At 46.9% G+C, this 15185-nt stretch carries 11 protein-coding genes; 7 read left to right on the forward strand and 4 right to left on the reverse strand.

Annotation, left to right across the window (positions count from 1 at the left end; translation table 11 throughout):
• Window positions 1–205: 205 nt before the first annotated feature.
• A complete protein-coding gene (locus ACYVD4_RS23110; protein WP_460949776.1) occupies window positions 206–3895 on the forward strand; it encodes an Ig-like domain-containing protein in 3690 nt (1229 codons plus the stop codon).
• A gap of 162 nt (window positions 3896–4057) precedes the next feature.
• Here the strand turns inward: ACYVD4_RS23110 and ACYVD4_RS23115 are convergent, their stop codons facing one another.
• Complete coding sequence (locus ACYVD4_RS23115) at window positions 4058–5365, reverse strand: protoporphyrinogen/coproporphyrinogen oxidase (protein WP_460949778.1); 1308 nt, start codon at window positions 5363–5365, stop codon at window positions 4058–4060.
• 216 nt (window positions 5366–5581) lie between these two features.
• Here ACYVD4_RS23115 and ACYVD4_RS23120 point away from each other — a divergent pair, with 216 nt between their 5' ends.
• The 6 genes from ACYVD4_RS23120 to porG all read left to right on the forward strand — a co-directional run bounded on the left by ACYVD4_RS23120 (window position 5582) and on the right by porG (window position 10830).
• Entirely contained in the window at window positions 5582–6229 is a 648-nt protein-coding gene (locus ACYVD4_RS23120) for an anthranilate synthase component II (protein ID WP_460949780.1), read from the forward strand.
• Window positions 6226–7014, forward strand: a complete 789-nt coding sequence (locus tag ACYVD4_RS23125) for an alpha/beta fold hydrolase (RefSeq protein ID WP_460949782.1) — start codon at window positions 6226–6228, stop codon at window positions 7012–7014. Before ACYVD4_RS23120 ends, ACYVD4_RS23125 begins: the two co-directional genes overlap by 4 nt.
• Before the next feature lie 159 nt (window positions 7015–7173).
• Window positions 7174–7842: a CBS domain-containing protein gene (locus ACYVD4_RS23130; RefSeq protein WP_460949784.1), complete on the forward strand. Its 669-nt coding sequence runs from the start codon at window positions 7174–7176 to the stop codon at window positions 7840–7842.
• Between the two features lie 94 nt (window positions 7843–7936).
• Window positions 7937–8812 (forward strand): NAD kinase, encoded by an 876-nt coding sequence (locus tag ACYVD4_RS23135; RefSeq protein ID WP_460949785.1) that lies wholly within the window; start codon window positions 7937–7939, stop codon window positions 8810–8812.
• Window positions 8813–9106: 294 nt separating this feature from the next.
• Window positions 9107–10087, forward strand: a complete 981-nt coding sequence (locus tag ACYVD4_RS23140; protein WP_460949787.1) for a DUF6089 family protein — start codon at window positions 9107–9109, stop codon at window positions 10085–10087.
• A 71-nt stretch (window positions 10088–10158) separates the two neighbouring features.
• Window positions 10159–10830: a type IX secretion system protein PorG gene (porG, locus tag ACYVD4_RS23145; RefSeq protein WP_460949789.1), complete on the forward strand. Its 672-nt coding sequence runs from the start codon at window positions 10159–10161 to the stop codon at window positions 10828–10830.
• A gap of 17 nt (window positions 10831–10847) precedes the next feature.
• Here the strand turns inward: porG and ACYVD4_RS23150 are convergent, their stop codons facing one another.
• The 3 genes from ACYVD4_RS23150 to ACYVD4_RS23160 all read right to left on the reverse strand — a co-directional run bounded on the left by ACYVD4_RS23150 (window position 10848) and on the right by ACYVD4_RS23160 (window position 15150).
• Window positions 10848–13583, reverse strand: a complete 2736-nt coding sequence (locus ACYVD4_RS23150) for a vWA domain-containing protein (protein ID WP_460949791.1) — start codon at window positions 13581–13583, stop codon at window positions 10848–10850.
• Between the two features lie 102 nt (window positions 13584–13685).
• Window positions 13686–14369: a hypothetical protein gene (locus ACYVD4_RS23155; protein WP_460949793.1), complete on the reverse strand. Its 684-nt coding sequence runs from the start codon at window positions 14367–14369 to the stop codon at window positions 13686–13688.
• Window positions 14370–14373: 4 nt separating this feature from the next.
• Window positions 14374–15150, reverse strand: coding sequence for a hypothetical protein (locus ACYVD4_RS23160; protein ID WP_460949795.1), 777 nt, complete (start codon window positions 15148–15150; stop codon window positions 14374–14376).
• Window positions 15151–15185 lie beyond the last annotated feature (35 nt).

Consider the following 15185-nt stretch of genomic DNA (forward strand, 5'->3'; position numbering starts at 1 on the left):
GCGCTAAAAAACATTTGGCACCAATTTTGATAATTCGTAGTAAATTCCTGAAATTCAGGCGCAAATAGACATTTGGAGAGGTGTTGATGACTAATCTGAATGTTGGTTATTCTCCCTACCCTATTTGCTTCATATGAATCACTGTTTACTACGACTGTCTCTTGTGTATAATTGGCCTGTGAGTAGGTTTTACACGACCGTCGTGATGGGTTTACTACTCTTCTTTTCGACGCAGGCAATTGCTCAATCAACACTTGCAACAGAACCTTTGCCGCTAACATCGGTCTGCCCTGGTTCAACAATCGACGTAACCGGTTTCCGCGATTTTCCCAGCGAGTCTATGCGTATAGAACTCTCAAATGGCGGCAGCTATTATGAAATTCCATCAGAGTTTTTATCGGCATCGGGTCGGTACGAAATAACGTATCGGGCTACAATTCCGGGAAACACACCAGCGGGTACTACGTATCGAATTCGGATAGTTTCGAAAAATCCGGATCTGGCCGGAACACCCAGCGCAACCGTGCTAACGGTTCGACCCACGGCAACGGCACCTGGCGTTGCATCAGCAACGTACTGTCAGGGCACTTCATCCGTTCAGGTATCGGCAACAGCAACAACTGGCGGTACACTCAACTGGTACTCAACAGCTACTGGCGCAACAATATTGCCGGCGGCCCCAACTGTGTCAACATCGAACGTTGGGGTTGCTACGTACCATGTAAGTCAAAGTGTTACAGGGTTTTGCGAAAGTCCACGTGTAGCGGTGAGCGTTACAGTTCAGCCAACACCATTGGCTCCATCTATACCACAGGCAACGGTCTCTATCTGTCAGAATACAACCGCTACGTCATTAACCGCCACCGGGCAAAATCTGAAGTGGTACGACGTAGCAACCGGTGGAACCGCCGTGGCTATGATAACCCCGAACACGGCTAGTGTAGGTTCTAAAACATACTACGTTAGTCAGACAGTTAATGGTTGCGAAAGCACACGCACCAGCGTAACCGTTAACATACAGGAAACGCCAGTTGCGCCCAGCGTTACACAAGCCAGCTACAGCGTTTGTGTGGGCACAAGCCTCGCCATTAGCGGTACGATTGCTCCGGGACTGTCGGCAAGCTGGCAGAGTTATGGTGATACGCCCGCTCTTACAAATACGTCGACCAACGGAAACACGGCCACTGCTAACGTACCAACAGACATAGCGCGAACCCTGACGTACTCACTGATGCAGGTTTCGGCCAACACCTGCCGAAGCCCGGCCAGTGCAACAATTACCGTAACGGTGAAATCGGTGCCGAGCGCGCCTTCGGTGCAGTCAGTAAGTGTTTGTCAAGGTGCGACGGCGCCTGTGCTTCAGGCAACAGGTTCGAACTTGCTCTGGTATACAGGTCCGACGAGCGGTACAGGTACGTCGGTAACGCCAGTTGTCAATACGTCGATAGCTGGCCAACAAACGTTTTTCGTGAGCCAAGTAGTCAATGGTTGCGAAAGTGCGCGGGCAGTGTTGCCTGTTACTGTCAGTAATCAGCCGGCTGCTCCCAGCGTAGCAAGCCCGATTGTATCGGTCTGTCAGTTTACTCCGGCGCAGACATTAACCGCTAACGGATCAAATCTTCGCTGGTACGACGTAGCAACGGGCGGAAGTCCATTAGGTTCAACTCCCCAGATTGATCCAACGGTTGTGTCTTCGAAAATGTACTACGTTAGTCAGACAGTAGGCAATTGTGAAGGGCCAAGAACCGCATTGACCGCAACCGTTCGTAAAGCACCTGATGCGCCATCACCAGTAAAAACTGATTATGAATTCTGCGAAGGTGAAACACAGACCGTTATCAGTTTTACGGCGGCAAGTGCCAGCGAATCAAGACGTTGGGTTGTTTTCAGGGCAACAACTAAAGAAATGTTTATGGAAACAACAACCGCGAATGCTGTAACATCGCTGGCTGTTAACGTTCCGAATACATTTTCACCAACGTCGGCCAGTTCGACTTCATCAACAGAATCATACGGGGCTTACATTATCGACGTAACGGGTTGTGCCAGCACCACCAGTGCCGCTGTTGCGGTAAAAACAAAAGCTCGACCATCGGCTCCCGAAACATTACCTGTATCAATTTGTCAAAACTCGCCGGTTCAATCGCTGACGGCAGCCGGACAGAATCTGCTATGGTATACCAATATATCGGGCGGCTCCAGTACGTCAATAGCGCCTGCGGTCAGCACCAGCCTGACTGGGCAAACAAGTTATTACGTAAGCCAAACCCGCGAAGGTTGTGAAAGCTCGCGTTCTGTGCTGTCTGTAACTGTAAAAGCGTTACCATCGGCACCGGGTGTTATCCCGAAAACTATTTGTGCAACGGCTCCGGTTGAAAACGCATCGGCATCGGGTGAAAATCTGACCTGGTATAATTCAGATGGTTCTAAACTCGGCTCAGCACCCCCCGTAATTAATACCGATAAAGGTGCTTCCTACACATTACTCGTTACACAAACGGTCAATGGATGTGAGGGCGCAAAGGCCAGCTTGCAGGTCAACGTAGTAGCTCCGCCTTTACCAGCCGTTGCAAAAACACTTGTAGAAGTATGTCAGGGAACAGCCCCTCAGGCGCTTTCGGCTACAGGTACTAATTTGAAATGGACAGACCCTAACGGGAACGTTACGACTATACCCCCAACACCACCAACCGCTACACCAACGGCAAAAGTAGATGGTGATGTGTACTACGTAACGCAGACAGTTAATGGTTGTGAAAGTGCGAAAGTGCCTATAAAAGTATTTGTACAGGCAATGCCACGCTTAACCCTGAGCGGCAGTACTACGGCAAATATTGGAATCGAAGTACCGCTAAAGCTGACGTTTGTGGGCGTAGGACCTTACCAGTATAAATTGTCGAATGGTTTGTCGGGAACGGCTACGAAAGATACCACAATACTGGTTACGCCAACGCAAACCACTACGTATCAGGTAACGGAAATCATGAACAAATGCGGCTCTGGGCCAACAGGCGCAGCCACTGCCGCAACTGTAACTGTGCTGGTTCCAACAATTCAGACACTTGCATTGACATCGACAACGCTATGTGTCGGTTCGCGACTGACCACCAATTTCCAGACAACAGGTGCATTTAACCCCGGCAGCGTTTTTAAGTTGCAGGTTGCCAAAGTAGAGACGGATACCACAAAAATGAGCTATGTTGATGTACCTGTGAGCCAGAGTGCCAACGGGCAGGTAAGCGGGCTGCTCTCGAATACCCTCGCTGAAGGTTTTTACTGGGTACGTGTGGTGGCTACAAATCCGAAAATTCCGATCAACGGACGGATTAGTCCAACTGTATTGAACGTTCGCCCACTAGCAACCGCTACGTTGACGGGCAATCCAACGGTATATGAAGGGCAACCGGCTAAATTAACTCTAGTTTTAACGGGTGATGCACCCTGGACATTTGCGTATCGCGACAGTACGTCGGCAGGAACAACAATGACGGTACAGGCCACTGCAAGTCCATATGCACTCGAAGTCAGGCCGATGAAAACCAGTACGTATGTTTTATCCGGTGTGAGCAATAGTTGTGGAGCAGGAAGCATAACTGGTCGAGTTGCGACCGTTACTGTAACGCCATTACTGGGTATCGAAGAGCAGTTACTTGTTGATGCGGTCGAGGTGTTTCCGGTTCCGGCTACCACAACGCTAACTGTTCGGATACGTGGCATATCAGCAATACAACCCGCTACGTTGGAACTGACCGATATGAACGGAAAAACCATTCGCCAGCAGGAAACTAATCAGGTAAATTCATCGATTCCGCTCGATAATTATCCTGTTGGTACGTATTTGCTACGTATACGAGTTGGTGATCGCACAGCCGCAAAACGCATTGTGAAAATGTAAGAAACTGTTTGAAAACCCCTAAATCCCCTGAAGAGGACTTTGTTTAATCAGGATCAAAGTCCTCTTCAGGGGATTTAGGGGTTTTTAAGCTTTAGTAAAGTCCATCATTCGCGCTACGTAGTGAAGTTGCCAGTTGCGAATTGTTTGTATATGAATGGGTAGTTAGCGACTGGCAATAATCATTTCTGCTACGTCCCGCCCCGTCTGTATGGCTGCATTGAGAGAAGGATAAGCCGTTTGATCGCCACATTGATATATATTTTCACTTAGTTGAAGCGGTTGACGTAGCGCGTCGATACCAGCAATTTCGGGTGAATACGCAGGAAGGGCATGAGGAATATGATACGTTCGCAAATGCTGCCAGTTTTGTACGTTGTCGCCGAACCAGCTCGTAAGTTCTTGCCGAATTTTGGCCGTTAACGTAGCTTCATCAACTAATTCCAGTTGCTGCGTACTGACCGAAATAAGTGATCTGCCAGTTGGCGCATAAGCCGTAGAAATGTCGCTCACTATGGCAACGTTATGTACGGAAGAACTTCGATGTGTATTAAGCATCAATAGCTTCCGGCGATTTTCTTCTATGGCCAATTGGTCTGAATTAGCCGCAAAATACGTACAGGTAGTATGGGTAAACGACTGTTCTGTAGGTTCATTTCCACCAAGAAGGCGAGCTGCCTGAGCAGCATCGACGGCCAGCACAAGTTTGCTGCCACTGATTGTTTTCCCGGAAGTCAGATGAACAGTTGTGCCATCAATGTGCGATACGGGCGAATTGAGCCAGATATGAGTTGGATCGAGTCGGCTGGCTAGTTGGTCAGGAATGGCGCCCATTCCTTGCGCAGGTAAGGCTCCGTCACCTTCGAAGAACATTCGGAAGCAAAATGAAAAAAAGTTGCTCGACGTAGTGAGCGCATCTTCCAGAAATACCCCACCGAAGAACGGGCGGAAAAACTGCTCGATTATGGATTCTGAAAACCCGAATTCCTGCAAAAAATCAAGAGTTGTTATAGGAGTTTGCCGAAATAACTCATCGAGCGTCAGACTCTGCGTATGACGTAGCAATTCAAGCAAGCGCATTTTATCGCCTAACGTACCAACAGGCGAGCCCAGCGTTTGAAAAATAGACGAAGGCTCTCGGGCTGGATTGAGAAACGTTCGCCACTCGGCCGAAGCACCCGGCGGTTGATGACGTATCAGCGCCCCCGACCGAAAACATCGTAAATCCAACGCATCATAATTGAGGAGCCGTTGCGCTTCCGGATACGCTGTTAATAAGATTTGGAACCCCCGATCTAGCCGAAACCCATCTACTACGTCGGTACGAACGCGCCCGCCAACGGCATTGTCGGCTTCGAGTAGGATAGCGTTTATACCAGCTTGTTTAAGATAAACGGCGCAGGTTAGACCAGTCATGCCGGCACCAATTATGAGAATAGGATTATCGGGAGAACTGGGCAGGTCTGTGAGCATTGGTTAGAAAAGTTTAACGGTTTTCAACTGGTGAAACTCAATTGCAGCCGCGCTGTTACAATATTATAGTCTAAGCTGTAGTATTTTTTCTATAATTGTTGGATATTTCAAAGTTATAGAATTTTCAAATGTCTGATTGTCAGTTATTAATAATAAGTTTTTATTGCTTTTCCGAGAAAGCGTTAATTTTGTTGCGTTAATTTGTGTTGTAGGCCCATGAACCTGTTGGTTATTGACAATTTCGATTCGTTTACCTACATGCTGGTCGACTACCTGAAACAGGCGGGTGCTACGTGTCATGTAGTACGTAACGATGAGCCGTTGAGCAAAATAACCAGTTATAAAGTGGATGGCGTGGTGATTTCTCCGGGGCCGGGCATTCCTCGAAAAGCTGGCCGATTGATGGAGAGTATAACCTATTATTACCACCGCTTGCCCATGCTTGGAATTTGTCTTGGGCATCAGGCACTGGGCGAATTTTTCGGTGCCCGATTGATTCGGGCTAAACAACCCATGCACGGAAAACAGTCGGCCATCCGGGTAATGGGCGACGATGTCTTATGGAAAGGGCTGCCAACGGAGTTCGACGTAACGCGGTATCATTCGCTGGTTCTGACCGATTTGTCGGATGCCTACCAGCCGGATTCCGGAATTGCGAAACCATTGGTCTGTACCGCCGTCACAAAGCAAGGCGAGGTGATGGCGTTGCGGCATCGGACATTGCCGCTGTGGGGAATTCAGTTTCATCCCGAAGCCTGCCTAACTCAACACGGATTGCAACTTATCCAGAACTGGATTGATTTTATAAAGTTTACCAGTAAGAAAAACGATTCGATTACATCCTTAACCACGTCGTGCATATGAACTATCAGATTCGGGAAGAAGCCGGTTTCCGCTACGTTGATGAAGGCCAGGGCGATATATTATTGCTGCTCCATGGTTTGTTTGGCGCTCTTAGTAACTGGGACGACGTGATAACCACGTTCTCAAAACAGTATCGAATTATAATTCCGATGCTGCCTATTTACGAAATGCCCATTCGGCAGGCCAGTCTGGAAGGGTTGCTGGCGTTTATTGAGAAATTCGTAGCGCAGAAACAACTGAACGAACTCACCCTGTTGGGCAACTCGCTTGGTGGTCATTTAGCAATCCTGTACACATTTAATCATCCAGATCAGGTACGTCGGCTGGTACTGACGGGAAGTTCTGGTTTGTTCGAAAACGGTATGGGCGGTTCATTTCCGAAACGGGGAAGTTATGAATACGTAGCAGAGCGGGTTGCGTATACATTCTACGACCCGAAAGTGGCGTCGAAAGACTTAATTGATGAAGTTTTTGAAATCACCAGCAGCATTCCAAAATGCATGAGCATTGTGGGAATTGCTAAATCGGCTCAGCGAAACAACGTAGCAAAAGACCTGTATAAAATTCAGGTGCCTACGTTGCTGGTATGGGGGCTCAACGATACGATTACACCCGCCGAGGTCGGACATGAATTCAACCGATTGATTGACGATTCGGAATTACATTTTATTGATAAATGCTGTCATGCGCCAATGATGGAATGCCCGGTTCGTTTCAATGAATTGCTCGATAGCTGGCTGGTACGTCACCCCATTTATGACGAGCAACTTTCTGTCACCAGTTAGTCGTAGATATTGATTAATAACTAGTTCAAAAATGGTTGTTAATTAATTCTGCGGTACCGCTGGCTGATAACTTCAACCGATTTTGAAACTATGCAATTATTTCCGTAGTTTTCTGGCAAACAGGTTGCTGTTTATTACACTACACGTTACGTTAGAAATATGCTGGCTGCCGAACTAATAGATCCTATGCTCCCGGCTCTAAAGCCGACCGACACTGTTGGGCAGGCTTTGGCGTGGATGGAGGAGTATCGAATAGGACAACTCGTGCTAACAGAACAGGGCGAGTATCGAGGAATACTGAGCGAAGAATTGCTCATGGATGCTGTCGACGATGAGCGACCAGTGAGTCAGGTGATGCGTTTGTTCGAGCAACTGTATGTGCAGGACGATCAGCATCTGCTTGAAGTACTTGGATTGGCAACGCAGCATCAGGTGGAAGTTATTGCCGTTCTGGACGAAGAGCGGCAGTTTATTGGCACCATTTCGGTCAATGAACTACTGAAACAGTTTACTCAGGAACTGGGCGTGCAGGAGGGAGGTGCCATTCTGATCCTGAGTATCAACGAACGGGATTACTCAATGGCAGAAATCAGCCGATTGATTGAGTCGAACAATTTTAAAATTATCAGCAGTTACTTTACCAGCGCGGCCTATGGTATGCCTGATAAATCGCGACTGACAATTAAACTCAATCGACGGGATGTTACGCCTGTTATTGCTACGCTCGAACGGTTTGGGTATCAAATCGAAGCGGCTTTTGCCAATACACCTATCGAAAGTATTGACCAGGACCGCCTTAATTCGTTGCTACGCTATCTAAATACGTAAATTAGCAAAGGGCGAATGGCAGAGGGCAGAGAGTAAGGCAACAACGACCTCTCTACACTTCGCCCCATCGCCCTGTGCCATTCGCCATTTTTTCATGAAAATCGCCATTCACGGGCGCAACTTTCCCGAATCGGCCCGGCCATATATTCAATCGATGTTTGAAGAACTGGCTCGTCGGCAGACTGAATTAATCATTTCGCAAGGCTATCGCGAGTTTCTTGATAATGCCGGTGTAGCTCATTACAGTGAGGCTACGTACACCATCGAAGAAGGGGTTACTGATGCTGATTTTATTTTCAGTCTGGGGGGCGATGGTACGTTACTCGATGCGGTGACACACGTAGGAGCAAGGCAAATTCCGATTGTAGGCATCAATATTGGCCGACTTGGTTTTCTGGCTACAGTGGCTCCCGCGTCGGTACGGTTGATGATCGATTCGCTTTTCAACGAACAGTATACCATCGATGAGCGCACGCTGGTCAGTGTACGATCGACACAGGATGTTTTTGGTAATCTGCCATTTGGTCTCAACGATTTTACGATTACAAAAACGCTGACATCATCGATGATAACCGTACATACGTATCTTGATGGTGAGTTCTTGAATTCATACTGGGCCGATGGGCTTATTATCTCTACACCTTCAGGCTCCACAGGCTATTCGCTGAGTTGTGGCGGTCCTGTGTTACTCCCTCATACCGATAGCTTTATCATTACGCCAATCAGTCCGCACAATCTAAATGTACGGCCTATGCTTGTTATGGACAGTTGTCAACTGGCGTTTGAAGTTGAAAGCCGGAGTGGCAATTTTCTGGCGGCTCTTGATTCCCGTTCGTTTACGGTCGATACAGCAGTACGTATCAGCTTGCAAAAGGAAACATTTAAAGCCCGGTTGCTCAAGCTCAGCGACGATAATTTCCTGAATACGCTACGTAGTAAACTGAACTGGGGCTGGGATATCCGGAATTAAAACGGTGAAACTATTCCTCTGATTGTTAGCCTAACGTATTGAGTTGGTACAGAAATTGTGTTGGTTTCGGGTATCTGTTACGTAGTGTTTATGCTACGTATTCCTTCCTCTTCCTACGTTAGAGTTAAGCGTATTATACTCGGAACAGCCCAGTACCGTTATGCTTTATTTCGGCCAAAATCGCGTTTCCTGCATAAATTTTAACACGAAGTGCCAATAAAAACAGTGAGCTAACCGTTTCGGAATTGGCTGGCCTGACAGACCAGTCGCGGTTGGTTCACCTAATTAATGAGTATGAAAATATATAACCGGTTGATGGCAAGTGCCGCAGCAGTTTGTCTGCTGATGGGCCAGGGTACGGAGAGTATTGCACAAAGGCGAACGAACACGCATTTTTTGCCGTACTCATCAGTTACGTTCGGGGCTGGCTCATCAACGTATTTTGGTGATTTGGCAGGATATCGCCAGCCATTTAAGTCGCTCTTTACGCTGCCGCGCTGGAATGTAGGATTGGGATATACCCGGCAGTTTACGCCACATTTTGCCGCGCGTGCTATGTTTACCTGGGCTCGTATTTCGGGGGATGATTATACATTTAGCAAAAGTGATCCTACTAAATATGCTATTCCTTTTGCACGCAACCTGCACTTTCGTAATGATTTAAAGGAATTCGCGCTAACCGGAATTTATAATATCATTGCTGATGGGCGTACTCCCGAGCATCGGGCCAAAATTACTCCCTATTTGTTTGGTGGCGTTGCCTTACTGGCTCATAGCCCGGAGGCTCGAATTCAGACGGAAACAAACGGCCAGAATCAAGGTTACGAAGCCCGTAACTGGGTGAAACTACAGCCACTGCACACCGAAGGTCAGGGGCAGCCGGGTTATGAGAAACCCTATTCATTGGTAACAGTGGCTATCCCGGTTGGTATTGGATTTCGATACATGATCAATGAGAATTTTAATATTGGCCTTGAAATCGGTTATCGGTATACATTCACCGACTATCTGGACGATGTAGGTGGCGATTATGCCCAACCTGATGCATTGCAGGGACTAGGATCGATGCTGGCCGACCGGCGCTTTGATCGGGATGCGGCCCGCGAGAATAAATATCGTTACGACGTAGCACAACAACTTTTTCAGGCAGATCCATCGCCCTTTACGACAACAACGCGTGGCGAAAGAGGAATTCTGCCCGATGGGTATTTACTCACGAATTTGTCGATTCAGTACGTTATTCCAAGCAAAATTAAATGCCCTCCTATTCGGTAAATTTCGGGAGTTGGTAAGCGAGCCGAAAACTTTTCTATTAACTCCTGAACTGCTACCATCAACAATAGCTAATGCATCGATACCATGTCTTTATAGCCCGACTGATCGTAGCCGGGCTTTTTATCAGCTTACAGGCACAGGCCCAGCACATCGAAATTGGTGGTGGTTTAGGCGGTATGCTGTACAAAGGCGACGTATCGCCGGAGTTGAATCCCCGCTTTATTCGCCCGGCAGGGAGTTTGTTTTTTCGCTATAATTTTACTCGTTCGTTTTCGATGCGGGCCAGTGGTGCTCTTGGCTCTTTTCAGGCGCAAGACCGTTTTAGCAGCGATCCTGTACAGAAACTACGTGATTATTCGTTTCGTACAAATCTAAACGAGGTTACGATAGACATGCAGTATAATTTTCTGAATTATAAGCCGTTGCCAAAAGCGAAAAACTGGACTCCGTACGTATTTGGTGGTATTGGGCTGGCTCAGTTTAAAAACGATGTGGCGAAAATCGGCGGCATGTTAATGTTTCCGCTGGGTATTGGCGTCAAATACGAGATTAAGCGCCCCTGGAGCGTTGGCCTTGAATTCGGAACCCGCTTTACTAACAATGATTATCTAGATGGCATTGGCGAACGAACATTTGGCGTTACAAAAGCCAAAAATGCACAGGGGAATCCGGGCTTGCGAGATAGCTACACGTATACCGCCATTACTGTAAGCTATACGTTCTACAAGATTTTTTGCCCTTAATGCATTAATTACTCCCCTTACTTAGCACGTTTGGCTTGTGCTTCGAGTATTAGTTTGAGGTCGGCATTTTCGGGCGTTATATGCGTGTAGGTCCCTTTTCCTGATTGTGCTAATTTTTTCAGATTCGCACTCTTCAGTTCGTTCCTTCCGAAGGTAAAAACAGTCATGTAAACGTCCTGAGCATTGTTTTCAGAAACCAGCCCAAATGTTTCTTCGCTAATTGGAAATTCACCATCCGTTGCCAGAATGATACGGTTATTACCCGCCCGGATGTAGTTTTTATTAGCTACTTTATACGCCAGCCGAATTCCTTCATTCCCATCGGTATCGCCTTCCGACTCCAGCTCGTCGATAACACGAACAATCTCGTTTGTATTGCTTCCTGACGTTGGTTTGAGGGCAACACGTGCCTTTCCTGAGTAAATCACAATCGATAGCTGATCTTCTGGACGTAGTAAACGCAACAACGACTTGATTGATTTTTTCAATAAAGGCAACTTATTTGGCGAATCCATCGAGCCAGATACGTCGAGCAGGAGTACCATATTGTTGGTAGCAAATCCGTTTAGCGAATTGGGTACAACAGTTGGGCTACTTCGGTCGATGTATACCGTATCAACAGTCGATTGGTTGATATAAACCGTATCGTGCTGCACAATTGGTTTGCCATTTGTTGTCGGTGACGTAGCGTTTGGTTTTGCTACGTTGTCTGGAGTTTTGACGGGCGTAACAGACGACGTTCTGACAGCTACCTGACCTTCGTCTTTGTTGAACGGTTCGGGCGTAACGGGCGCATTTGCTACGTTTCTCGACCGAATAAAGGCGAAAAGGTTGGGCTGATTTACGGTTTTCAGCAGGTTCGTTTTAGCCAGTTCGCTGAATTTGTTGTATTGATAAGCGATCTCGTTGTTGAAGAAATAGTAGAACGATTCATACGAACTTTCCAGCGAACGGGTTGATACACGAGGGAGTTTTTCGGCCCACTTCATCGAGCTTTCGGCAATATCTTCGTAAGGCGAGTAGGGGCACAAGCCGTTGCTACGTCCATATCGCTGCAATCCTTTCAGATTTTTGAACTCATTGAGCAATAACGTTCTCCCTTCCATCTGTACTGAATCTGGCGGGGGGAGCTGATCTGTTTGTTTCTTCAGATAAGCTTTCACACCAAACAGCATTGCCTTATTTAAATCTACAGCACGTAGCAACGATTTACCCGCTACGTTCCACGAATCGGATGGTTTAGCTGTCGGGTAACTTTCGAAAATACGTCGAATGTCGGTATATAGCCGTTCTTTTTTCTGGTCGAACGTATCGAAAAGATATACGTAGCGATCCAGAATTTCGTCGGAACGTTGAAAATTATCCTGCGCATATTGCTGCTGTCCAGTATACTTGATCAGTTCGATGCTGAGCGCATCCATTTCTTTCAGCATCGCCAGTAACACATTGGCTTGGCTGATTACTGACGCCCGATATGGCTGAGGAATCTGAGCGCTGTTCATCGTCAGCAACTGATGTTCGGAAAGGGGCACTTTAAATGCTTCGTGCGAATAGACGAGGGGTGCCCGGCGGCTGCTACGTGTTCGGAACGTATTGGCCGACAACTGGTAATTACGTACCACCAACTGCAATTGATGCATCTGACGTAGCGATTCGTTAATAAAATCGATATACGCGTTCAATATCTGAAACAACGGCGTGCTGGCAGGGGCTGTAGCTGGCTGAACCGTGAACGCTACGGGGGAAACATCCTGAAATGGCGTCGTTCGTTGACTAGTTACGGTCGTTGCCTCTGGGGCATCGATGGCAAAAACAGGCGAAAACTTAGGGTAATCCAGCAACTGCCGGGTTGATGTACTGTATTTGACAAACTGCTGATACCAGCTCAGTAAATCGCCATTGTAGTGATTGAGGTAGGATTTGTAAAACTCGTTGCTGTGCCGGGACGATTGTCGGGCCGAAAAATTATAGTTGTCGACCGCCTGTTTTTTCAGTACCTGTATCGACCGCAATCCCGTCTTAAACGAGCCAATCATATCCGACGCCGGATAGTCGATGTGCCCCTTCGCCTGCCCTAATTCTGCCAGTAGCTTTTCGTCGGACAGAATACTTTTTTGAACCAGTTCAATCGGCCAGTTCGATGCGTTGTTTTCGTTGACATAATAGCGTAACGTATCGAGCAATTGCTGCTGACTTTCCAATACGTCCTCCATCTCCTTTTCTGAAAATAGATACGCATCGTTGGCACGGTAGGGTTGATACCGTCGATAAACCCGCTGAATTTGCTTGTAAAACTCTGCTTTCTCCCGGCTGAACTGGTCGAGTTGTTTTGCCAGATCGGCAATCAGTACGTTCGCCTTTTTATAATTATCCTGTTTGTAATCTTTCAGTCGATCATAGATTTCGAGCGATTTTACCGTCTGGTCTATTTTGTTTAGCAGCTTCCAAAGGTTTTGCGTACCCGCGTTCAGGCGTTGTTTTTCAGCTTCGGTCAGGGCCTGACTCGCTAACGCTTTTTTATAGTAATATTCTTCCAGAGTGCCTGAAGGCGATAGTTGACGCGTAAAAGAAGAATGGCTATGTATTGTTTCGTAGTACGACTGAACAGGGGGAAGCCGATTCGCCACTTCATCGACCGATTGATTCAGAAAAGCAACGTAGTGATTGAGGGCTTGTTGAGGTGTTTCGCTCAACGACTTTCCTGCCGCGAAAAATGCCGAAAACACCAGAAAAAGACAAAGGAAGGTCTGCATGGTTGACTGATAGAAAAATAGGCTCGTAATCGATTCATTAAAAGCCAGTTGCTACGTAGTGAAACGAATCGATACAAATGTAACGACCATCAGGCACTACGTTTACGGGTCTTGAGTATACGGTACAAGCCGGAATCGATAACGTATCGTAAGCCCATCAGGAGCTTTTTCGGCTGGATTCGGCATAGGTTCTATCCAGCCCGACCATTCCGTTGATTCGGTTGGGCGACGGGGTAAGTTCATCTGGAAATCGGCGGGCTGATTATGTAGATAAACCCGAACCTGCCAGTCTTTTACCCGATACAGATAGCCAAACCAGGGAAGAATAACGGAGTTGTCTTCGTTACGTATCTGTTCGGTTCGATAATACGTTAGCGAGGTTTCGGAAAACATGACTTCAACCGCCTTATCGATGCTATCCTTGAGCTGCGACTTTTTTACCCGTACGTCAACTTCCAGAATAGGATTATGATCGACGTAGTTTAAAAGACGGGGTTGATTGTCGAAAACGATAAACAAAGCAACTCCCCAGCCTATAATCATCAGCACATCAACCAATTGAATTTGACGCAGGTAACCTTTCGCAATCAGATTATTGGTTAGATAAAGAGTGACGGCAAAACTCACAATGGCGCCTACAATTCCCAACAAAATTCCAGCATATCCATTGGCGATAGTTTGATCGGAGTTTCCCCGATTGTCGCTCAGAAACGACCATCCAGCCAGGAAAAAACCAAGTGGAGCGGCACAAATTCCCGCAACCAGTATCGTTACGTATCGTTCCATAAGTTTATTCAACACTAAGGTTCAGAATCTCATTAATCAGCCAGCGTCCATGCTGCTTTTCTAGCCGAAACTCATAATCGTCGAGCAACTGCAATGAAACAATTGCCTGATTTTTATCTACAGATATTGATTTGATTTTTAGGCTTTTTAGTGCAGAAAGTTGTAGGGATGGCTCTTGAGATAGAACCACAAGATCGTATTCAAAACCAGTTGGCGGGCCTTCCTGTTGTTGAGAAAGACGGAACCCTTCCTGACGTTCCTTGAAATACGTTCGCCATTCATTAATATAATAGTTGGTAAGCAGTTCGCTGCTTTTCAGATAAATAAGATAGCGTTCTGCCTGCTGAGCATTGACCGCATAAACCTGCCCCGGCTCCTGATCGACCAGTTTGATCTGGTTGATCAGCGAAAAATTCGTCTGATACCAGTTCAGGAAATCAAGAACGGTCTGTTGGGCCAGTTCCTTATCTGTTCGCTTTATGGGTGTTATGGATTGAGTTTCCTCCGGTTTTTCGCGCTGAAATTCGAGGAACAGATAATAGGAGATAAACAGCATTGGAATTCCACCAAGCACGATAGCCGTGATTTTGGTTGCCTGAGAGTCTCTGAAATTCAGGAACGTAAGAACACCAACAAAAATGAGCAGGATAACGATAATACCCCCTAACATACCCCGTCCGGCGGCATCGTTGTTTGGGCTGAAGTTCGTTCCAAGTAAGAAAATGATCAGCAATCCGTAAAGGCCAACCATCACCCAGTTTATCGATGTGAGCGTTTTCATAAGGCGAAATTGATGGCTACCTTACGCAAAAACTA

Source organism: Spirosoma daeguense, assembly GCF_054776875.1.